The organism is Patescibacteria group bacterium (assembly GCA_020148145.1).
In the GTDB taxonomy this organism is placed as follows: Bacteria; Patescibacteriota; Minisyncoccia; order Minisyncoccales; family JAHCRE01; genus JAHCRE01.
In genome coordinates, this window is sequence record JAHCRE010000016.1 from 134,036 (window position 1) to 154,649 (window position 20,614).

19 protein-coding genes are annotated in these 20,614 nt (G+C 32.7%); all 19 read right to left on the minus strand.

Annotation, left to right across the window (positions count from 1 at the left end; genetic code table 11):
• Positions 1 to 119: 119 nt before the first annotated feature.
• Entirely contained in the window at positions 120 to 1,184 is a 1,065-nt protein-coding gene (locus KJA15_02735; GenBank protein MBZ9572218.1) for a hypothetical protein, read from the minus strand.
• A 113-nt stretch (positions 1,185 to 1,297) separates the two neighbouring features.
• Positions 1,298 to 1,963 (minus strand): NYN domain-containing protein, encoded by a 666-nt coding sequence (locus tag KJA15_02740; GenBank protein ID MBZ9572219.1) that lies wholly within the window; start codon positions 1,961 to 1,963, stop codon positions 1,298 to 1,300.
• A gap of 77 nt (positions 1,964 to 2,040) precedes the next feature.
• Positions 2,041 to 2,595, minus strand: coding sequence for an NUDIX hydrolase (locus tag KJA15_02745; GenBank protein MBZ9572220.1), 555 nt, complete (start codon positions 2,593 to 2,595; stop codon positions 2,041 to 2,043).
• A 122-nt stretch (positions 2,596 to 2,717) separates the two neighbouring features.
• On the minus strand, positions 2,718 to 5,213 hold the full coding sequence (gene secA, locus KJA15_02750; protein ID MBZ9572221.1) for a preprotein translocase subunit SecA: 2,496 nt from the start codon (positions 5,211 to 5,213) through the stop codon (positions 2,718 to 2,720).
• An 80-nt stretch (positions 5,214 to 5,293) separates the two neighbouring features.
• Positions 5,294 to 5,638, minus strand: coding sequence for a hypothetical protein (locus tag KJA15_02755; GenBank protein MBZ9572222.1), 345 nt, complete (start codon positions 5,636 to 5,638; stop codon positions 5,294 to 5,296).
• 176 nt (positions 5,639 to 5,814) lie between these two features.
• Positions 5,815 to 6,303 carry a GNAT family N-acetyltransferase gene (locus tag KJA15_02760; GenBank protein MBZ9572223.1) on the minus strand — a complete coding sequence of 163 codons (489 nt, stop codon included), beginning with the start codon at positions 6,301 to 6,303 and terminating at the stop codon, positions 5,815 to 5,817.
• 76 nt (positions 6,304 to 6,379) lie between these two features.
• The gene (speE, locus tag KJA15_02765) at positions 6,380 to 7,252 is read right to left on the minus strand and encodes a polyamine aminopropyltransferase (protein MBZ9572224.1); all 873 of its coding nucleotides are present in this window, start codon (positions 7,250 to 7,252) and stop codon (positions 6,380 to 6,382) included.
• A 24-nt stretch (positions 7,253 to 7,276) separates the two neighbouring features.
• Positions 7,277 to 7,687, minus strand: a complete 411-nt coding sequence (speD, locus tag KJA15_02770) for an adenosylmethionine decarboxylase (GenBank protein ID MBZ9572225.1) — start codon at positions 7,685 to 7,687, stop codon at positions 7,277 to 7,279.
• Between the two features lie 123 nt (positions 7,688 to 7,810).
• The gene (locus KJA15_02775) at positions 7,811 to 8,188 is read right to left on the minus strand and encodes an S-adenosylmethionine decarboxylase (protein ID MBZ9572226.1); all 378 of its coding nucleotides are present in this window, start codon (positions 8,186 to 8,188) and stop codon (positions 7,811 to 7,813) included.
• Between the two features lie 12 nt (positions 8,189 to 8,200).
• Positions 8,201 to 8,650: an HPF/RaiA family ribosome-associated protein gene (locus KJA15_02780; GenBank protein ID MBZ9572227.1), complete on the minus strand. Its 450-nt coding sequence runs from the start codon at positions 8,648 to 8,650 to the stop codon at positions 8,201 to 8,203.
• Between the two features lie 542 nt (positions 8,651 to 9,192).
• Entirely contained in the window at positions 9,193 to 10,107 is a 915-nt protein-coding gene (gene murB / locus KJA15_02785; GenBank protein ID MBZ9572228.1) for a UDP-N-acetylmuramate dehydrogenase, read from the minus strand.
• Positions 10,108 to 10,324: 217 nt separating this feature from the next.
• A complete protein-coding gene (locus tag KJA15_02790; protein ID MBZ9572229.1) occupies positions 10,325 to 12,028 on the minus strand; it encodes a hypothetical protein in 1,704 nt (567 codons plus the stop codon).
• A 113-nt stretch (positions 12,029 to 12,141) separates the two neighbouring features.
• A complete protein-coding gene (locus tag KJA15_02795) occupies positions 12,142 to 13,440 on the minus strand; it encodes an exopolysaccharide biosynthesis polyprenyl glycosylphosphotransferase (GenBank protein MBZ9572230.1) in 1,299 nt (432 codons plus the stop codon).
• A 79-nt stretch (positions 13,441 to 13,519) separates the two neighbouring features.
• Complete coding sequence (locus tag KJA15_02800) at positions 13,520 to 14,179, minus strand: hypothetical protein (GenBank protein ID MBZ9572231.1); 660 nt, start codon at positions 14,177 to 14,179, stop codon at positions 13,520 to 13,522.
• A gap of 47 nt (positions 14,180 to 14,226) precedes the next feature.
• A complete protein-coding gene (locus KJA15_02805; protein ID MBZ9572232.1) occupies positions 14,227 to 15,462 on the minus strand; it encodes a glycosyltransferase family 4 protein in 1,236 nt (411 codons plus the stop codon).
• Positions 15,463 to 16,443, minus strand: coding sequence for a hypothetical protein (locus KJA15_02810; GenBank protein MBZ9572233.1), 981 nt, complete (start codon positions 16,441 to 16,443; stop codon positions 15,463 to 15,465).
• Complete coding sequence (locus KJA15_02815) at positions 16,440 to 18,608, minus strand: bi-domain-containing oxidoreductase (GenBank protein ID MBZ9572234.1); 2,169 nt, start codon at positions 18,606 to 18,608, stop codon at positions 16,440 to 16,442. Before KJA15_02815 ends, KJA15_02810 begins: the two co-directional genes overlap by 4 nt.
• 13 nt (positions 18,609 to 18,621) lie before the next feature.
• A complete protein-coding gene (locus KJA15_02820; GenBank protein ID MBZ9572235.1) occupies positions 18,622 to 19,788 on the minus strand; it encodes a hypothetical protein in 1,167 nt (388 codons plus the stop codon).
• Positions 19,775 to 20,614 (minus strand): glycosyltransferase family 2 protein, encoded by an 840-nt coding sequence (locus tag KJA15_02825; GenBank protein MBZ9572236.1) that lies wholly within the window; start codon positions 20,612 to 20,614, stop codon positions 19,775 to 19,777. The genes KJA15_02820 and KJA15_02825 overlap by 14 nt, the downstream gene beginning before the upstream one ends.

A 20,614-nucleotide genomic window follows, 5' to 3' on the forward strand; every position in this document is an offset into this window, starting at 1 on the left:
AATTTTTAAGGAACATCTCCTGTTTTTAGTTCTATCATATTTTTTGAAGTTGTCAATTTAAAATAAAAAATCCCACTAAACCAAAGGTTTAGTGGGTGTTCAAATTTTTTGTCTTATTCTCATACCCAGCCAACTTCTCGAGCCACACATTCTTTTATTTTGAACAAAGAATCAGCAAGTCTTTTCCCTCTCTCTGTTAACTCAATTGTGACATGCTCTATGTATTTTTCTACCAGTCTCTTCTTTTCTAGTTTTCTCAGAATTTTATGAACAGTTGTCCGATGAAACCCGCTCTTTTTAGTTATTGTTGAAGAGCGAGTATAACCTGCTTTTATTAGGTCCAAAATTTTCTTCTCATTGGGTGTCAAATCTCTGATTGGTGCTGTAAGGTCTTCAATCGATGCTTTATAGCCTCCATTAGTTTTTTTAATGCTACCAGTTTCTATCCCCTTCTTTAACAGCTCCTGCGCCTCATTTATCTCCATAGATCTCTTAAATATAGCCTGCCATTTTCGATTTAAATGGGTGATTATCCAATATACCGAAAATTCAGATCTGCCGGTTTCTTTTAGACAATTTTTGGTACCTTTGATGAAATGATAATAGGAAGAGACACTGAAACGAAATAAGTAAGAAAGGCGGATTAAGTTCTCTGGATGATTCACCTTTATGAGGCCTTTATCTTTCAATCTTTTTATAAATCCCTTGAGGACCGGAAGATTTAATTTCGACCTTATTTCTTCGTATGTTTTTCTTCCTTCTCGGAACTCTAGAAGAATACGTTCCGGATTTAACTCTTGATGTGCTCGATGTGTGGGTATAGGTAATGCATCAAATTCTTCGACTCCACTAATTATTTCATTGATATCATTTCCAAATGAAGTTCTTTTGAGTCGGCCGTCTTTTTGTTTTTCAAGCAACCCGGTCTCTATTAAAAGGATTAAATGATTATCCCTTATCTTGCTTTTGCTGTAGGTTCTAGTATTCTTCACAAGACCCTTTTCTATTAGGCGTTGGTGGATATTGCTATCGCTCAATATTTTGTGTCCATTGAAAGCTTTCAAAATTGACCTTCTGATTAAATTCTTAATAGCATAGAGCACTTTTCCAAAGAGTTGAGATACATAATCGTTTTTAATATAAGTATGAGAATGTGGGGCCTGACTATTCTTTTTTAACTCCAACTTATTTGCCTCCCGATAAAATTTTTAAAGACCAGATCTCTATTTTAGAAATATCATATTTTTAAAAAATGTCAAAATTTTAAATAAAAATAAGAGATGAAAGCTTTCATCTCTTATGGAGTTGCTTTGAGGTCGGATAAGTTTATTTTTTCCCCTTTTTCAAGTTTCCCAAGGGCTTGTTCTCGCTTTTCTTCTATTTCTGGTTTCTTAGTTATTCCTTTTGTTATCTTCTCGAGATCTATCCATTCATCGCTCACTTTTTTCAGTTCTGCAGAAAGCGAGGCTGCCGTACTCACCACTTTTACTTTCTTTCCTTTTTCTTTAGCAAAAAGAAGGGCCGGCAGAAAGTGATGGTCTCCGGATACAAGGATAATAGTTGAAATGTTATCATCTATAGCACAGCGATAAATACCGTCGCTAATCCAAGGATCAATCTCGCTTTGAGGTCTTTGCCCTTTCAAAAGTGGCCTTTTTTTTATTTCGAATCCCTTTTCCTTTAAATGACTGAGAAATTTTAAAGTTTTTAAAGTCTCCTCAGGATATTTTGGTTTCGTAATATCCACACTTCTGTAATAAATTGGCGGTCTAGCTAATTCTTTTCCCCTTGCTAAGCGTTTTTTGAATTCTTCGAAATCACTTATTTCCAATCCTCCAAGTTCTCTTAAAGAAAAATAGAGATTCTCGCCATCAGTCAGGATAACGACTTTTTCTGGTATCACCTCTTCTTTTTTCCGGAAAAACCTCTTCAAGACTTTTATTAATCTTTCCTTACCTCTCATCTTTTATCACCTATGTCAAAGAACTATTACACCTTAATATAACATTAAAGATTTAGTCTGTCAAGTAGGAATCTATTTCAAATTAACTTTTCCTTTTTCAGGGCAGGAAGGAGGCTCAAAATTTTTATATCTACCTTTGTATTTTTTGGCGGTTTCATTAAGAAATTAACCAATTTTTTAAGAGGAACTTTTATCACCTCTATTTCTTCTTCTGCGGTTTCTTTACTTTCTTTTTTACCAACGAATTCAACATCTGGAGCAAAAAAGAAAATAACTTCATCGGCAATCGATGCGGGATTTATTGGCACAGAAAAAATAGGGATAAGCTTCTTGGCTCTAAAACCAGTTTCTTCTAATAATTCTCTTTTAGCAGCCTCTTTTTCTGATTCTTGCCTTTTATCAGTTAAACCGGCCGGGAGTTCAATCACCCAAGAATTTACAGGCACTCTAAAAATCCTTTCCAAAATTACTTCTTTTTTCTTAGTCAAAGCAAAAATCATTACTATCCTTTTGTAGATTTTCTTTTTTATATATTCCCAGGCCCCTTTTCTCCCGCTTTTAGTTAGATATTGTTTTTTTATTACTTTTATGTATTTTCCCTTATAAACTTCTTTTTTATTAAGAATTTTCATAGATTTAATCGTTTCCTATAAATTGAGTAGGCTCAATTTTAGCCATATTTTGGCCAACAACATTTTTTATACCCCAGTAGTAGAAGCTGTGCTTCACTACGGGGCTTCGCTTCGCTCGTTTTTTACTTACCATGGCAATGTTTGTATTTTACCGGACGACCATCAGGTTTTCTCGCTCCGCAAGGGCAAGGATCGTTACGACCAACTTTTTTGGGTTTTGAATGTGACAAAACAGAAGAACTAACAACTGGTCGGGAAATTGGAGCCCTAGCCCTAACTGCCCCCGGAGTAGTGCTAATTTTTAAAATGGTATGGACAATACTTAATTCAATTGTCTCTAAAAGTCTTTTGAACATTTTGTGTCCCTCATTTTTATATTCAACTAAGGGGTCTCGACGACCGTAGGCTCTAAGTCTTACTGAATCTCTTAAATGCTCCATATTTTTTAAGTGTTCTATCCACAGCATATCCAAAATTCGAAGACTGATATTTTTTTCAGTTTGGCGAAGGCGTTCTTCACCTACCTCCTTTTCTTTTTCCTCATAATCTTTAATTGAGAAACTAGTTTTTTCTATCATTTTTAAAATTTTTTCCCGGAGTTCTTGAGAAGAAGCCTTGAGGATTTCCTTTCTTTTTCTATAAATTGCTTCTCGGTGTTTATTCATCACATCATCATATTCCAAAACATGTTTTCTTGCATCAAAATGAATACCCTCAATTTTTGCCTGGGCCTGTTCAATAGCCCCGGAAATGAGTTTAGTTTCAATTGACTGATCTTCAGGAATTTTTAAAATTTCCATTAAAGATTTTATTCTATCTCCACCAAAAATCCTTAATAAATCGTCTTCCAAAGAAACAAAAAATTGGGAAGATCCCGGATCTCCCTGGCGACCAGCCCTTCCTCGAAGCTGGTTATCAATTCTTCTGGCTTCATGTCTTTCAGTGCCAATAACATGCAGTCCCCTAAATTCTATAACCTTTTTTGCCTCTTCTGTGTTTTGAGGATTTCCTCCCAAAATTATATCAACACCACGACCTGCCATATTTGTTGCTACTGTCACCGCCCCTATTTTTCCAGCCTGGGCAATAATCTGACCTTCTTTTTCATGATACTTAGCATTTAAGATTTGGTGGGGAATTCCCTCTTTTTCTAATAATTTTCCTAAATATTCATTTTTTTCCACTGATCTAGTTCCAGCCAAAACTGGTTGACCCAGTTCGTGTCTTTCTTTAATTTCTCTTATTACCGCCTTAAATTTCCCCTTTTCAGTTTTATAAATCCGGTCAGGCAGAGCAACTCTTATCATTGGTTTATTGGTCGGAACAACAATCACTTCCAATCCATAAACCTTATAAAGTTCTTCAGCCGAAGTAACAGCGGTACCAGTCATTCCAGCTAATTTTTCATAAAGACGGAAGTAATTTTGAAAAGTAATGGTGGCTAAAGTCAGAGATTCCGGCCGGACCACAACTCCCTCTTTTGCCTCAATTGCCTGGTGGAGCCCTCCTGACCATCTTCTGCCTGGCATCAACCTGCCGGTAAATTCATCAACAATAATAACCCAGCCATCTTTAACAATATAATCTCTATCCTTGGCAAAAAATGGCTTGCCATCAGCAGGATTAATTGCTTGGGCTCTCAAGGCCTGTTCTAAATGATGTAAATATCTAATTCCTTTTTCAGTATAAATATTTTCCATTCCCAGGATTTTTTCAATTTTTGAAATCCCCTCTTCGGTTAGAGTCACCACTCTCATTTTTTCATCAATTTGATAATCAGTTTTTTGATCTAGTCTGGGAATTATTCTAGCAAACTCTTCATACCATTTTGAAGATTCTGTATCGGGCGCTGAAATAATTAAGGGAGTTCTAGCTTCATCAATTAAAATAAAATCAACTTCGTCAACAATAGCATAATGGAATTTTCTCTGAACTTGATCGGTTATTGTATAAACCATGTTATCTCTTAAATAATCAAAGCCAAATTCATTATTGGTTCCATAGGTAATATCAGCCAAATAGGCCTCCGATCTTTTACAGGGTCTTAAAAAATCCTCAACTACCTTAAAGCCACCTAATGTATCTCGAATTTTTTCTTCTTCTTCATCTGGCTTTTTATAATTTGGATCATACAAAAATGCCTGTTCATGATTCAGGCATCCCACTGACAAACCCAATAGATAATAAATTTGTCCCATCCAGACAGTATCACGTCTGGCCAGATAATCATTAACAGTAACCAGATGGCATCCTTTTTCTTCCAAAGCATTTAAATATAGAGGTAAAGTAGCAGCTAAGGTCTTTCCTTCACCTGTTTTCATTTCAGCGATTTTTCCCTGATGTAAAACAATTCCTCCGATTAGCTGGCAATCGTAATGACGTTGACGAAGAGTCCTTTTGGCTGATTCTCTGACTAAGGCAAAGGCTTCAGGCAATAAATCATCTAATATCTCTCCTTTCTTTAGTCTCTCTTTAAATTCAACAGTTTTTTCCTTTAATTTTTCATTAGAAAAACTCTCAAATTTTAATTCGAGAGAATTTATTTTTTCAATCAGAGGCTTTAATTTTTTTAAATATTTTTCATTGGCATCGCCAAAAATTTTAGTAAGAAATGACATATTTTTATTTTAATCCCTTCTCAAAAAAAAATAAAGCCCGTAGATGGGCTTGAATCTTTATTAAAAAACTATTTATGATGTTAAAGAGCTGTTTCTTCGTCGATCTCACTATCACTTTTGTCCACATGTACTGCTTCCAACTGGCTTGTATCCAGCCTCTGTATTTCTGATCCGCTGAGATCTACTATATTCGCTTTTCCAATGATTTTCACTTCTTCTATCTCTACATTAGAGAGGTCAATCAGGTTAGCAAATTGGACTTCCACTGTAAGTTTACTGCCTTTTCCACCTTCACTTCCTGAATAATCTAACCTGTTTACCGCTTTGTGCTTGTGGGTTACGCTTCCGCTAATTTCGGATTCACTGTGGTCTTCGCTAGGCAATGTTTTAACCTGTCTCACATACGTTTCAAATAACTCATTCATTTTTTATATCTCCACTATATATTATAAATATTTTTTCAATCTTGTCAAGATTTTGAGACTATCTAAACATGGTTGGCATCGCCAAAGATTTTAGTAAGAAATGACATATTTTTATTTTAACATTAAAAATCAAAAAAAAAGAGAGCTTTTAGCTCCCCTTGGGTAAACAATTGGGTTTAGCTCCTTACAAGGAAAGAAGTAAAATAAAAAACTATTCCTTCCTCATCGCTCCAAGTTTTTTCAAAGACCTCTTTCTGGAAGAAAGGCAATACTTTTTCATAAAAAGCTATTGCCTCCTTATCGTCAGTACAGGTCTCAATTAAAAGGCCGGTTACTTTAAAGCCTGCATTGAGCCAGTGTTTTCTGACTTCCACTAGAGAAGTATTAAGGAGATTTTTCCCAATCCCTTGCCTCTGAGTTTTTTGTTTAACAGCAATCGCCGAAAGTTCAAGTAAAAGTTCATCGCCTCTGATATCATAAGGGCTCAAAACAATAAAGCCAACAATTGCTCCACCTTCTTCAGCCACAAAACACTGGGGAGTAAATAATCCTTCCTCTTTCATCCAGTCTTTTATCTTTTCAAGTGTTAGTTCAGGATATATCTCTTGCTGCTCAATCTTCATCACTTCTTCGATCTCTGTCTCTTTCATCTTCCTGATTTTCATCCCATCATCCCTTATTAATTTTTTAAAGTATTTTTATTTTAGCAATTTTTTGAAAAAAATCAAGGAAGATATTATTTTAAATCTTTTTTTCTAAATATTTTGGCCAAACAGCCGAAGCAAAATGAATTTTCGGAGAATAGTATTTTGTTTTAAGATTTAGTCTTTTGTATTTTTCTTTTATTTTTTTAAAACTGACCTTATCAAAATCAATTGTTTTTGAACCTAAAGAAAAGGTGTGTTCATCGAAAGGAAAACAACCAACAAAAGCTTTGTGAACCTTAAAGAAAGGAAAAACTTTTTTAAGTTTTTTTCTTGCCTTTTCAGCAAATTTTTCTTCTACATAGGCAGTCTGAAAAGCTGAAACTCCTTTCTTTTTTAAAGCCCGGGAGATATCTCTGTAAAATCCAATCTTCCAGAGATCAAGCGAGGGACCGGTTGGGTCTGTTAAATCATCAATTATTATGTCAAAGAAATTTTTATAGTTTTTAATAAATTTTAAAGCGTTTTCATTAAATATTTTCAGTCTCTTATCTTTGAAAGCTCCTGTCGATAGAGAAGGTAAATATTTTTTTGAAACCTCAATTACTTTTTTATCAAGATCTACTAAAAATATTTCTTTCACTGGATACTTAGCAACCTCACGTAGCACTCCTCCATCTCCTCCTCCAATTATTAAAACCCTCTTTGGATTCTGATGATAAAACATAGCCGGGTGAACCAGCATTTCGTGATAAACAAATTCGTCTTTTGTTGAAAGCTGAATTAATCCATCTAAGGCTAAAATTTTGCCAAATTCTTCTGTTTTAAAAATTTCAATTTTTTGATATTTACTTTTCCCTGAATAAATCTCTTTTTCAATAATTACCCCCCAGGTGGAGGTTTTAGGCTCTTCTACTATTTTAAAATCCTCAAAAAACCAATTTTTTCCAAAAAGAAATCTTTTCTTCATAAAAATTTCTCTAATCCAAAATCGCTAAAGCAATTTTGGATAATTCATTAATCCTCTTTTTATCTCTTGAATCTGAACTTTTTTTGGTTCAAATTTCTTTTCTAAATATTCGATGGCTCGATAAGGGAAGGCTTTCTCGCCACAGGTAAAAATATCAATTGCCAGATAATTTATTTCTGGCCAGGAATGTAAGGCAATGTGAGATTCAGCCAGCAAAACAACCCCAGTTATTCCCTGGGGCGAAAATTTATGGATTGCTACTTCCAAAGGAGTGTTTTTTGATTCTTTTACTACTCCAATTAAGATTCTTTCAATCTCGTTTTCAGATTCAATAATTTTTCCATTCCAAAATTCGGCAATCAAATGAATACCGGCATAATTTAAATTTTTCTTTTCATTGACCCATTTAATGGATCTCTTTGTTTTCTGAACCATAATTTTTAGTTAATCACTTACCCTGAAAAAGAATTATGAATTACTTTTCCAGAGCTGCCTGCCCACCAAATTTTTATAAATAAAACTTAGCGGACTAAAAACAAAGAGAGAAACAAAAAGTGATTAACGAATTAATACTCTATTTTTAATCTTTTTTGCTTTGAAAAATTTTTTTGTGAAATCGGTTACTTTTTTATCATCAAATAACTTACAAGAAAAAATATTAATGAAAGCCCTGTTCCAGAGTTCAGAAAAGTGACCGGAGATTAAACTTGATTCTATTAGTTGGACCAAGGAAAAACCTATAGCAGAATCTTTTCCAAATCCGAATCTTTCTATAATTGCTTTACCATATTTTTTAACTTTTATCAAGTTACAAAGTCGCTTTGAATATTCCAAAATCTTTTTCTTAGAACGAATAATCTTTGGGTCACAATCAAAAAGATCCAGAATCAATTCTTTCCCATAAATTTTTTTATTTTTGAACTTTGAGTTTTGCATTTTGAATTTTGTTTATATTCCTTCTTCTTTAACCCTCCCCTTTCGATAAAATCTTGCCGAGGGAGAAATCTTTAATTCTTTTTTTAAAACTCTTTGTTTTTTTTTGCTTTTAGAAATAATTTTTCCTTTGTATTGTTTAAGTTCTCTTTGCAATTCATCTTTGACCCTAGTAATTGCCATTTTTAAATTTTTTGCTCGAGCAGTTGACCTTAAACTCCTGTTAGGAAATCTCATTTGGCATTCTGCCCAAAAATAAGGTCCTTTTTGGTGGTGTAAAGTTTCTTTCCCAATTTCCACCCAAGCTTCAACTCTTGGTCTTCCTTTTCCAAAAAAATGATTGAAATATTCTTTTTTACTTTGAAAAATTTTAGCAAATTTTTCAAGTGAATTTAATTTCTCTTGGATATAATTTTTAAGAGCCCGGTTTAATTTTATATTTTTCGTTTTTATAATAATTTTCATTTCTAGTAATGAATGCTAACAAAATTCTCCAAAAAAAACAAGACCCCACTATTTTTTTTCTAAAATTATTTTGATTCAAACCCTAATACCCTATTCTAGGAATAGAGTTTTATATTTTAGATTAAAGATAGCGGGGTTAAAGAAGTCTTATCTCCTTCTCTTTCTCTTTGCTTTCTTTCTCTTCACTGGTTTTCTTTTCTTCTTTGCTTTCTTTTTCTTTGCTTTTCTTCTTTTAGGCATTTAAATTGGTGCTCAAATAACGAAATCTATTTTATCTGCAGCGTCTTCTCCTTTTTGCTTTTTTCTTTTTCGCCTTTTTCTTTGCCATATTCGGATGGTCTCCGGAAATTGTGGAACAATTTTGGAGTTTTATATATTTGAGCAAATTATTTTAAAAAATTTTGGGCAAATAGTCGACCTCTATTTGCTAAAATTCTTAAAAATCTTTTGATTACTTTATTTTTTCACTTCAAGAAAGTTTGTCAAGTGTGGAAAACTAAAAATTGTAAAATTTTTGATTTAAACTTTAAAATTTTTATATTTTAAGGGCCTAAATAACAAATTTCTTCTTCCAAATTTATTTTAAATTTATTTTTTACTTTCTTTTTTGCTAAATCTATCAATTTTTTTATTTCTTTTGCCTTTGCTTTGCCCAAATTTAAAATAAAATTGGCATGTTTTTTTGAAATTTTAGCATTTCCAATCTTTTTTCCCTTCAAACCACATTTCTCAATTAATTCTCCAGCCGGAATTCTTTTTGCCCGCCCGCCGGACCCTTGGCGAAAACGGGGATTTTTAAAAATAGACCCGGCTGAAGGTAAATCCAAGGGTTGAGTTCTTTTTCTATAATCTAAATATTCTTTTATTTTCTTTTTGATTTCTTTTTTGATTCTTGTTCTTAATTTGAATTCTGCAGAGAGTATTATTAAATTCTTATTTCTTTTAAAAGTACTATCACGATAATTAAATTGACAATCTTTATTTTTAAGAATTTTTATTTTTCCTTTTTCCAAATCAAAAACCTCAACTTCTTTAACAATATCTGAAATTGATTTTCCAAAAGCACCTGAGTTACCACAAATTGTTCCCCCCACTGTTCCCGGAATTCCTGCTGCCCACTCGAAGCCGCTTAAACTATTTTCCAAAGCCACTTTTATAAGCTTGCTTAATGGTACTCCTGCTTCAGCAAAAATAGTATTTTTTTTGAATTTTAAATTTTGATTTTTGATTTTTATTATCAAGCCTCTGTATCCTTTATCTGCCACTAAAACATTACTTCCCCCTCCCAAAATAAAAAACGGCAAATTATTTTCCTTTACCGTTGAAACTGCTTGGATTATCTCTTTTCTATTTTTTGCTACAAAAAAATATTTAGCCTTACCACCAATCTTAAAAGTGGTATAGTTTTTTAATAAAACGCTTTTTTTAACCCTAGGTAATAATTTCTTTAATTCCATTATTTTATTTTAGCAAAAACTATGCTAAAATGTAATCGGGTCGGGAGGATAGCACTCACTAAAGACTTAGAATAGGAGTTAACTCTCCCGGCCCTTTTTTTATTCCTAAAGCAACAACCCTCGCTCGAGGGAGGGTTGCTGTCGACTTAGCGGAGTCTCCTTTTGGAAACACTCACTATTTAATATTAGCAAAATCAGGGTCCCTTGTCAAGACTTATTATCTTCCTAAAATCTCGTTAATCTTAGCTCTGGTTGTTCTTCCAACAAAACCTGTTCCTTCAGTCAATTCCCAGGGAGCTAAAATATCTTTAGCATATTTTTCCTGGAATCTAATAGCAGCAGTTTTGGTTAAAGAAAGAAAATTACCAGTTACCAAACCCTCTGGATAAATTTCAGATCCTTGGGATTTCAAAAATTCTTGAAGACAACGAACTTCTTGGTTATTCATTAATCCGTAATATAAATTGTTTTCAAGTTTTTGACAGAAAGGTTTCTCTCCTTGAGTGGCTAAAATAGCATTTATTTCGGCCAGAACTTTATTAATTTCTCTTTTTAATTCTTCAATTTGAGCTAGAAGTTTTTTTATTAACTCTGCCTCTTCTTGGGTCTTAACAATGGAAGCTGACCAGGAAAATTGATAAGAAGGTTCAAAACCATCAAAGCCTGTAACTTCGTTTTGGATAGAAGGGATAATTACTAAAGAAACATTTTGAGTACCAAAATCTGAAATAAAAATTTCCCCTTTTTGATTTTTATCAACTAAAAGAAATTCAATAGTTGAATCACCGAAAGAATCTCTTATAACATAAGGAATTTTAAATTCAACTGAAGGATTTCCTTCAAATTCAAATTTTAAATCTCCTTTTCCGCCAACAAATTTATACCAATTTCCAGACCAATTTTTAGTAGTATCGATAAGAGTTAAAGCACTTTCTCCAGTGAGGGGCAAAAAATTAATTAAAGGAACAATATGTAAATCCTTTAAATTTTGATTTAAATAACAATACTTTTCCCCGAGAGTACAGTCATTTACTAAAACAGCGATTGTCCAATCAGTGAAAATCTGAGAAAACTCAATATCTGAACCATTTTTACTTAAGGCTTCATTTAAAGAAGGGATGCCAACTTTTTTTGAATGTAAAGAATCAATTAAAATTTCTTTCCCGTAATGATCCACTAAATATTGGAAAAAAAGATTTAGGACTCCGTAATCTTGGGGTTTATTCTGCCATTCGGTAATGGAATCTGAAGGATTTTTTAAAAACCTTTCCACTCTTTTTTGAAGATTACTTCCTTCATAAATATCATCGTAACCGAGTAAAGTAATAGCTGTTTCTGATCGAGCCTCATTTAACCAGACTTCCTCCACTATTCCTTGTTCTCTTTCTTGTTGATTGAAAGTAATTAAATGTTGAAATTCGTGGGCAAGAAAGCTTTTAGCCAAGAGGTTGGTAATATAATTAGCATTTAAATAAACCATCTCTCTTTCATTTGAATTTGAAACCTGTAAACGAGAGTATTCATCGCCACTTTTAAAATATCCGCCAACCTCTTCCCTCATTGGATGGATTAAGATAGTAATTCTTTCCTCTCCATCGATTCCTGGTTTCCATTCCTGGCCAAAAGTAGAAGTTAAAAAGGGATAAATTTTATTTTTAAATTCCTCACCTAAAGAACTCAAAGTTTGATAAACTTCATTTTGAGGACTAAAACTCCACCATTTTTCGTCAATGTAAAAATAAAGTTCAGGAGTAATTTTTACTAAGGTGGTAGAAAGTTGCGACCTCTCTGATAAATCATAAGAAGATTCAACATAAAATTCCTGACTCTCCCCTATTTGAGCCGCCTGAAAATAAAGAGGTATTACCAAAGATATCAATAGAACCCCAACAAAAATTTTGAATTTGGTTTTCTTAAACATTTTTAATTATTAAATTCTACCATAAAATTTTATTTGAATAAATACTAAAAAAGCCCAGCCGGGTTTTTAGTGTTTTATTATGGATTCTAGGTATGAATCCCCTGGGAAATATCCTATTTAAAAATAAGCTTGATTGTCTTCAAAATAATTTCTAAATCTAAAAAGAAAGAGCGATTTTTAATATAATAAAGATCGTACTGAAATTTTTCTTTAGCTTCTTCGACTGAAGTTGAGGGAGGAAAATTTAGTTGGGCCCAGCCAGTGAAGCCCGGCCTGATTATATAACGCAAAGAGTAAAAAGGAATTTCCCTTTCAAAAATTTTGGCTAATCTTATCCATTCAGGCCGCGGCCCAACAAAACTTATGTCTCCTTTTAAAATATTAAGAAATTGAGGGAGTTCGTCCAAATAAAATTTTCTCAAAATTTTACCCACCCTGATAATTTGATTGGGGTCTCTTTCTCGCCAGAGCTCTTTATCTTGATTTAAAGAAACTTTCATTGTTCGAAATTTGTATAAAGTAAAAATTTTTCTGTCTTTTCCTACTCTTTTTTGAAGGAAAAAAATGGGACCTGGAGAATCAAGTTTTATAGCTAAAGCAATAAAAGGTAAAAAAACTATGGTAATTAGAATTCCTAAAAAAGAAAAAACTATATCAAGGCTTCTTTTTAGGATTTCATCGATTTTTCTTTCTACTTGGGAAACATTTTCTAAAAACCAAAGCTCATCTGCAGTTTCAATTAAAACTTTTTTACTCAGATTCTCATAAAAATCAGCGAAATTAATAAAGTTTAATTTTAAAGGAATATTTGAGAAAATTTCCTTTACTAATTTTTCGTTTTTGTAAAAACTTGGAGTAAAAACTACTGTTTCAACTCTCTCTTTCTCTATAATTTTTTTTAGTTGAGATATATCGGAAGTAACTCCATACTTTGCTAAGTTAGAAATTATCGCCGATTCTTTCGAAGAAACAGTATTATAAATAAGAGACACTTCATGGTCTCCTTCTCGAAGAGAATTTGTTAATAGTTCAGAAAACTTCGGATTAAATTCAATAATCACTATTTTTTCTTTAAAACTAAGGAGTTTTAAAATCCAAATAAAAACAAATCGCCAGATCAAAAAAAGACAGGAGAAAAATAGAACATCTAAAAATAAAATTGTTTTTGGTGTAATGGCTAATTGAGGTTGGAGATAAAAATAAATTGTTCCTGTAGCTCCAGCAAAAAAGATAAAAATTATTAAATTTCTAAAGAAAGAATAAATTCTTTTCAGAAAAGAGATTTTATAAAAATCTAAAATGAAAAGAAATAAAAGCCAAAAAAAATAGAAAATCGAAAAATGAAAAACGAAAATTTTGGTTTGGGTGCCAGGCCAAAAAGAAAAGTCTTTATACCTTAGAGCTAATGTCAAAAAAAGGGCGAAATACATTAGTAAAATGTCGCCCAATATTAAACAAACTTCAAGGAAACTTCTTCTCCCTCGCATAAATTTATTCTTTTAGTTGGTATTTATTTTTCTCCCACCACTCTTTTCCAAAAACTGAAAATATCCCAAGGAAAATTCCTAAGGCTCCACCGAAAATCAAATTCAAAATTAGGTTCGGTTTTAGTGGTGAAACAATGGGTTCTGCTATTATTTTGGTTGATCGCAGATCGCCAATTTGCTTTTGAAGATTATAAATCTCTAACTGAAGACCTGCTATTTCTTGATCTTTGGAGATTAAAAAGGGAATATCTTTCTGCAATTTTCCAATGGTTTTTTCTAAAATATCTCTCTGGGAATCTATTTTCTCAGTATGATCGATTAAAACTGACTTATTTATACTTCCTAAAATCTTTTTAGTATCTTCTGGATCTGTTGAAACAGTCTCAATTTTTACTAAATTTGTATTTTTTGGATTATTAACTTCTATATCCGGATAATCTCCGTAAACACCAATCTTTATTTTTTCCATTATCTGAGAAGGGTCTTCCAATAGGTCTTTGTCGATTTTTCCGATTTCAATAGTCGTCTCAATTTTATAAGTCTTTGGTTGTAAAATAGTTAAAACTCCAGCTATTATCACCCCGAGTAAAAATAAACCCAAAATCAACCCCTTTCTTCTTGAAAACACCCTAATATATTCCATTAAATTTATTTCCTCTTCCATATTTTTGAAAACAAAATTATTTTAACCCTTTGTTTATTATAAACCTTCTATTTATTTTTATCAACTATCCCTCTAATAATTTCCTCATATTTTTTAGCTAATTTTTGGCGAGGAAAATTTTCTTTAACGAAGTGGTAACCGTTCATTCCATAAGAATCGCGGAGATTGGCGTCATGATATAATTTCAAGATTGCTTTCTTAAATTCTTGAGAATTTTCAGGCTCCACATATATCCCTGCCTTTGCTTTATCAATCACCAGTTCTCGCGCAGCACCATCTATAGGAAGGACAATCGGTTTAGCACAAGACATATAATCAAAAACCTTATTAGGATAAGTAGTATTGTAAATTTTTTTTAAAATGGCTGTGCAGGCATCAGAGGCATTTATGAAATCTGCAATTTTTTCTTTTGGCACCGGATCAAGAAAAAATACATTTTTTAAATTCTCGGTTTTGGCCCTTACCATCAATTTTGGTTTTAACATTCCATCTCCAATTAAAACAAAAATAATATCTTTATAATCTCGCATTATCTTGGCTGTATCTAAAATTAAATCTAAATAATTAGCTAAGCCATGGGCGCCAACATAAAGAACAATAAATTTATTCTGCCAATTATACTTATTGCGAACCCAATTATTCTTGGACCCGGGGGACATTAAATCAAGATCTGCTCCATTGGGTACATAAACTATTTTTCTTTCGGGAACTTTTTTCTTTTTTTTTAAAACTTGAGCAAAAGCCGGAGTCAAAACATTAATCAAATCGGCTTTCTTGTAAATGAAACTTTCAAGGAAATAAGAAAGCTTGATGATAAATCTATTCTTCAAGACCCCGGCTAAAATAGCAAAATCAGGCCAGAGATCCCTAACTTCGAAAATGAAAGGAATTCTTTTGAGACGAGAAGTAATATATCCTGTAATTCCGACAAAAAGCGGAGGGGAAGTTGCAATAACAACATCTTGTTTCCCAGAGTATAGTGAACTGAAAGTTGAAGAAATCAGAAAAGTAAAATAGGCCGTTAGGCGAGTGAAGAAATTTTTATTATAGTTTGGCGAAACATAGGTCCTAATAACCTTGATATTCTCACCAATTTTTTCTTTAATAAAAATTTTCCCTTTATAGACTTCTCTACCAACTTCGCCTGTCATATGGTGAGATGTTCCGGTAATAACAGTTATTTTGTGGTTATTTTGACTCCAATATTTTGCAAATTGATTAAAACGTGAAATTCCAGCTTCACCCTTACGGAGATAAAATTGGTGGATAATTAAAATATTCATTCAATAATAGAAAATTTTAAATATTATTTTATAAATTAAAGCTAATATTTTAAAAAATAGGTTTTTTTGATAATTCTCCCATTTGACTGCGTATTTCTTAAACACGGGTTCTTTAGTCAATTTAAATAAAGTTTTTAACTGGATAATATGGAGTTTTTGATAAAAGGGGCTAGCTAATGTCCTCAATTTAGTTTGGGATAAGTCATATAAAGACCAAAAGCCAATATCGTATCTTTTTAAATTATTCTTTAGGGTCTCGAGACAATCATCGTATAATCTTTTTGCTAAACTTTCTCGGGTCAGTAAGTAATAATCGTAAACTCCCCAGAGCGCCCAAATGAATCCGTTAAGAATATGAGTTGGTGGCTCTACGATATATTCTTCAAGCCAAACATATCCATCTTCATCTTGATATTTTACACCGCCTCGTTTAGTTTCTTTTAAGAATGATTTAAAGACTAAGCGAGCTGAACTAAGATATTTTTCATCTCGAGTTAGAAGATAAGCCCGGGCTAAAACAGAAATACCCTGGCCTTGAGAAAGGGCAGAATACCAAGGAGCTTTAAGTTTTACTTTATATTCCCAATCAAAGTGATGCATCCAGACCCTTAAACCATGTCTATTAGTCTCTAAGTTATTAACCAACCAGTCTGCTTGTCTTAGAAAAATCTTAAGATGTTTTTCATTGCCTGTCTTTTTATAAAAGTTATAATGCCCTAATCCATATTGAGCAATAGCAACAGGATTATATTGTTTACCAATTAAACCTCGATAATTAAGTAACGGCACCTTATTTTTATCAAAAGGCCCAGGATAATTAGCTTTATATAAAAAGAGCATATAATACTGATCTATTTCTTTTATTGGAGTATCTTCATTTACCTGAGGAGTACCGTGCCAAAAAGTTAACTGACTCTGGTTTTTTCCAAGATAAGTAAGAAAAATACGTTGCCAATAAGAAAAACGGTCTTTTAACCTCATAAATTGATTGAAACATCAATTACTTTCTTTCCTTTAATTGATTTCAAAATTGCAAAGGTAGCTTGAGTAGAATAAAAAAGTTCTTTAAGAGAAATTAATGAAGGCTTTCCTTGTTGAATTGCTTCAATAAATTTTTTAAATTCATCTCTATGCCCCTTATCCTGCCCAAACCCTTTTAAACTTTTCTTTCCTTTTTTGGCAAAAATTGTAGCTCCTTTAAAGTCATCAATAGTCATTACTTTCTCAGGGCCATATATTTCTATATATTCTTTCGGAAAACCCTTATCGCCAAGAGAAGTATAAATAATAACTCCCCTTGATCCATTTTCAAAGTCAATAGTAACGATAAGATTATCCTGGGTAGTAATTGCTCTGGCTAAGGGAATAAGGCTAGCGTAAATTCTTTGGGGAGGAGAATTAGCTAAAAATTGTAATAAATCAACAAAGTGACAAACTTCACCTAAAATTCTCCCTCCACCCTCAACTGGATCGTGAACCCAATGTTCTTTAGAAATGAAACCAGCATTAACTCGATAAAGCATCATTAGAGGATAATGTTTAGCAGTGAATATTTTTTTAGCTTCTAATATAAGAGGAGCAAAACGACGATTGAATCCAACCATTAAACGCCCTCGGGAAGATTTAGCTGCTTTAATAACTTCTTTTAGTTTCTGTTCATTCAAGGCGAGAGGTTTTTCAACATGGACATTTTTATTATTTTTGAGAGCTTCTATTGTAATTTTCGCGTGAAGATTATGACGAGTGGCAATAATAACTAAATCAATGTTTGGATCTGCAATAATTTTTCGATAATTACAGGTAGCATATTCCCCTTTATACTTTTTAGCAACTCTTTCTGCCTTTCCTCCTTCAGTATCGGCTATTCCGTAAATCTTAGCTGTTTTTATTTCCTGAATAATAGGCAAGACTATATTTTGAGCAAAGTTTCCAACTCCAATGAGGCCAATATTAATCTGTTTTTTCCCTTTGTATTCTTTGCTCTCTTTTAAGAAAATAGTATCTTCTTGCCGTTTTTTTACATCATAAGAAAAAAGTACTCCGATAATCTCTTCTTGTTTTGGATTCTCTAAAATAAGTTTGTAAGCTTGTTTAACTTGCTCAATATCAAAAGTATGAGTAATAAGATTTTCAGGTTGAATTTTCTTCTCGCTTGCTAATCTCAAAAATTCCTCCATATTTCTTTTTTCTGTCCAGCGAACATATCCTATTGGATAATCGTGACCTTTTTCTTCGTATTCTTTATCATATCTGCCAGGACCATAAGACCTAGAGATTAAAAGATCAATTTCTTTTTTATAATAAAGGCGGCGGGGAATATCTAATCCAATATCTCCTACCACTGAAACCCGACCCTTTTCTCTTAGAATTTTACCAGCTAATTCAATAGGTTGGTTGCTTCTAGTAGCAGCAGTAATAATAACTGCATCCAGGCCTTGACCTTTAGTAAAACCCTTGACTAAATTTTCAATATCTTCTTGATCGATAACTCCTCCTTTTTCCATTCCCAAACTCTGAGCTCGTTTTACTTTTTCGGGCTTAATATCAAAGCCTATCACTGGAAAACCATAGCCTTTTAGAATCTGAACAGTGAGTTGACCAATAAAACCCAAACCAATTACAGCTACTTTCTCGCCTGGGGTAAGATTTGCTCTTCTAACACCCTGAATGGCAATTGCCCCCAAGGTAGTAAAAGCTGCCTCTTTAAAAGAAACATTTTTGGGAATTTTAACACAAAGATTTTTAGGGACATTAATTATTTCAGCGTGGCAGGCATAACCTTGACCTCCACAAGCTACCCTATCTCTTACACTAAAATCTTCCACCCCCTCCCCTACTGCTATAACTTCTCCTGCTGAACTATAACCCAAAGGAAGCAGTTCATCTAATTTTTGTATTGTCTTATGATAAGTAGAAAAAAGTCCTTCTTGTTTCATTTTATTTAAAACTTCCCTAACTAAATCGGGGCGAGCCCTGGCTTTTTCTATTAAACTCTTTTTACCCATTCTGATAGCTGATTTTTCTGTGCCTAAACTAAGCAAAGAGTAGTGATTTTTTATCAAAACACATCCTTCTTTAACAATGGGGGCGGGAACCTCAATTAATTCTATTTCACCAGTTTTAAAATTTTGGAATATTTGTTTCATATTAAAGATAAAATCAATTAATTACTGAAACAGAAATAATATTTCTTTCTCGAGCGAAATGATACATATATAAATACCCAAGCCCTGTATACCAAAGATCGGCTTTATTTTTAATATAATCAAAGTGTTGTCGCTCCCAAGAATTTTTTTCCCAATTAATGTTATAAGGATGCATATAAATAGAATAAATTCCTCCCTGTTTAATTATTTCATCAAATTTTTTATTAGCCTCCTTTAAACTACTTTTTTCTAAATAAATAGAATAACCAGTTGGTTTATAGAGTCCGTTTTTAAAATCCCATTTCGTGAAAGTATCTGTAATAAAACAACAGGATAATTTATCAATAAGAAATTTATTTTCTCCAAGTTTTGCTCTTACTATATCATTTCCTTGGCCATAAGGCCTCACCCAGGCATAAACATATTCTTTATCTCCATTTTTATAAGATAGATCGAGATTGTCAATTATATCGCTTTTACAACCTCTTATTTCGGAATCATAATCATCGTAAGGCAAGGAAGGATGAGTTCTTGAATGGGCAGCCACTTCAACATATCCTTGATCAATCTTGCGTTGTAAACTCTGCCAATCAGATTGCAAAACCCCTTTTTGAGTTGTGGCTGCTGGAGTGAACCAAATACCATCAGCAGCGAAAACATCAAAGGCGGCCTTAAAATCAATTGGATCTTTTTCTTTATCCTTCGCGCCCCAAAGCCCCCAATCATCCCCTACAACAACTACTGCTGCTTTTCGGTTGTCATAATATTTTGGAATTCCCAAATATTTTGAATTTACTATTTGATCTGAATTGTCAGTAATTTTTAACTGAATTTTGTCACTTGAATCATCAAAGGCTACTGAAAGGCGGACTTTATTTTGGGGATAATCAAATCTTACTACTTCAATACCATTAAAAAAATCAGTGCTCTTTTTTTCGGAAATTTGTTGCCACTCTTGACTTTCTGTATGTCTTTTATAAACACTTAAATTTGAAGATTCTGGTGGAATTGAAAATTCATAAGTTATTGGAAAAGCCAATCCATAGTCATCATGGATTTTGGGGTCAACAGATAATTCAAAGTATTTTCTAGAAGCTTCTTTAATCCGAAAAATAATTACTCCTAAGACAACTAAAAGGACTAATGTAGCTAGGATATATGAATTTTTAAATTTTTTCATTTTCCTTTTTAATTTTTAGTTCTTTTATTTTAAGATCAATGTGAAACTGTTGGATAGCTCTAAGGCAAGAGAAAATAAAACCTACTCTACCATCAAGAAAACCCAATTTTATAAAATACAAATAAATAAATAATACAAAAGGCCTGAAAGGAATTTTATACCAGAATTTTTCTTTAAATGCTCTTTTTCTTTCCACCGGTTCACCAAGAAACGAAGGTTTTAAACTAGTCTTTTTTGTCTTAAAAAATTCCTCTGCTTCTAAAGTGGAATACCTATTATGTTTTCGTAGCCAATCTGCTAAATCTTTATGATTCTCGTGAATCATATCATTTTTAAGATAACCAACGACTCCTTGAACTATCATATGTTCATTAACAGTTCTTTCCTCATATCTTGCTTTACCTTTTTTAAACAGTCTTATATTCCAAGATGGATACCAGCCACAGTGCCGAATCCATTTTCCTAAAAATATAAATCTTCGGTTAACATAATAACCTCGAATATTATTATTCTTTTTGGAAACTTTCTCAATTATTTCTTGTTTGAGTTGAGAGGTAATTTGTTCGTCAGCGTCTAAAATGAAAATCCAGTCGTTAGAAAAAGGTAAATTATCCAGGGCCCAATTTTTTTGTTTTGAATAGTTCTCAAAAGGGTGCTGAAAGATCTTTATGTTGGGATAGGTTTTGGCGATTTCCAAAGTTTCATCAGTGCTAAAAGAATCGACTATAAAAATCTCATTAGCCCATCTTACACTTTCTAAGGCATATTTAATGTTTTTTTTCTCATTAAAAGTGGGAATTAAAATTGATAAATTAACTTGTTTCAT

What these genes read in the sequence shown, in the direction of transcription:
- KJA15_02775 (MBZ9572226.1), bottom strand. Translation starts at nt 8,188, where the DNA reads ATGCAAAACTCAAAGTTCAAAAATAAAAAAATTTATGGGAAAGAATTG.
- KJA15_02825 (MBZ9572236.1), bottom strand. Translation starts at nt 20,614, where the DNA reads ATGAAACAAGTTAATTTATCAATTTTAATTCCCACTTTTAATGAGAAA.
- speE (MBZ9572224.1), bottom strand. Translation starts at nt 7,252, where the DNA reads ATGAAGAAAAGATTTCTTTTTGGAAAAAATTGGTTTTTTGAGGATTTT.
- KJA15_02810 (MBZ9572233.1), bottom strand. Translation starts at nt 16,443, where the DNA reads ATGAGGTTAAAAGACCGTTTTTCTTATTGGCAACGTATTTTTCTTACT.
- secA (MBZ9572221.1), bottom strand. Translation starts at nt 5,213, where the DNA reads ATGTCATTTCTTACTAAAATTTTTGGCGATGCCAATGAAAAATATTTA.
- speD (MBZ9572225.1), bottom strand. Translation starts at nt 7,687, where the DNA reads ATGGTTCAGAAAACAAAGAGATCCATTAAATGGGTCAATGAAAAGAAA.
- KJA15_02740 (MBZ9572219.1), bottom strand. Translation starts at nt 1,963, where the DNA reads ATGAGAGGTAAGGAAAGATTAATAAAAGTCTTGAAGAGGTTTTTCCGG.
- KJA15_02805 (MBZ9572232.1), bottom strand. Translation starts at nt 15,462, where the DNA reads ATGAATATTTTAATTATCCACCAATTTTATCTCCGTAAGGGTGAAGCT.
- KJA15_02780 (MBZ9572227.1), bottom strand. Translation starts at nt 8,650, where the DNA reads ATGAAAATTATTATAAAAACGAAAAATATAAAATTAAACCGGGCTCTT.
- murB (MBZ9572228.1), bottom strand. Translation starts at nt 10,107, where the DNA reads ATGGAATTAAAGAAATTATTACCTAGGGTTAAAAAAAGCGTTTTATTA.
- KJA15_02820 (MBZ9572235.1), bottom strand. Translation starts at nt 19,788, where the DNA reads ATGAAAAAATTTAAAAATTCATATATCCTAGCTACATTAGTCCTTTTA.
- KJA15_02760 (MBZ9572223.1), bottom strand. Translation starts at nt 6,303, where the DNA reads ATGAAAATCAGGAAGATGAAAGAGACAGAGATCGAAGAAGTGATGAAG.
- KJA15_02755 (MBZ9572222.1), bottom strand. Translation starts at nt 5,638, where the DNA reads ATGAATGAGTTATTTGAAACGTATGTGAGACAGGTTAAAACATTGCCT.
- KJA15_02790 (MBZ9572229.1), bottom strand. Translation starts at nt 12,028, where the DNA reads ATGTTTAAGAAAACCAAATTCAAAATTTTTGTTGGGGTTCTATTGATA.
- KJA15_02815 (MBZ9572234.1), bottom strand. Translation starts at nt 18,608, where the DNA reads ATGAAACAAATATTCCAAAATTTTAAAACTGGTGAAATAGAATTAATT.
- KJA15_02745 (MBZ9572220.1), bottom strand. Translation starts at nt 2,595, where the DNA reads ATGAAAATTCTTAATAAAAAAGAAGTTTATAAGGGAAAATACATAAAA.
- KJA15_02800 (MBZ9572231.1), bottom strand. Translation starts at nt 14,179, where the DNA reads ATGGAAGAGGAAATAAATTTAATGGAATATATTAGGGTGTTTTCAAGA.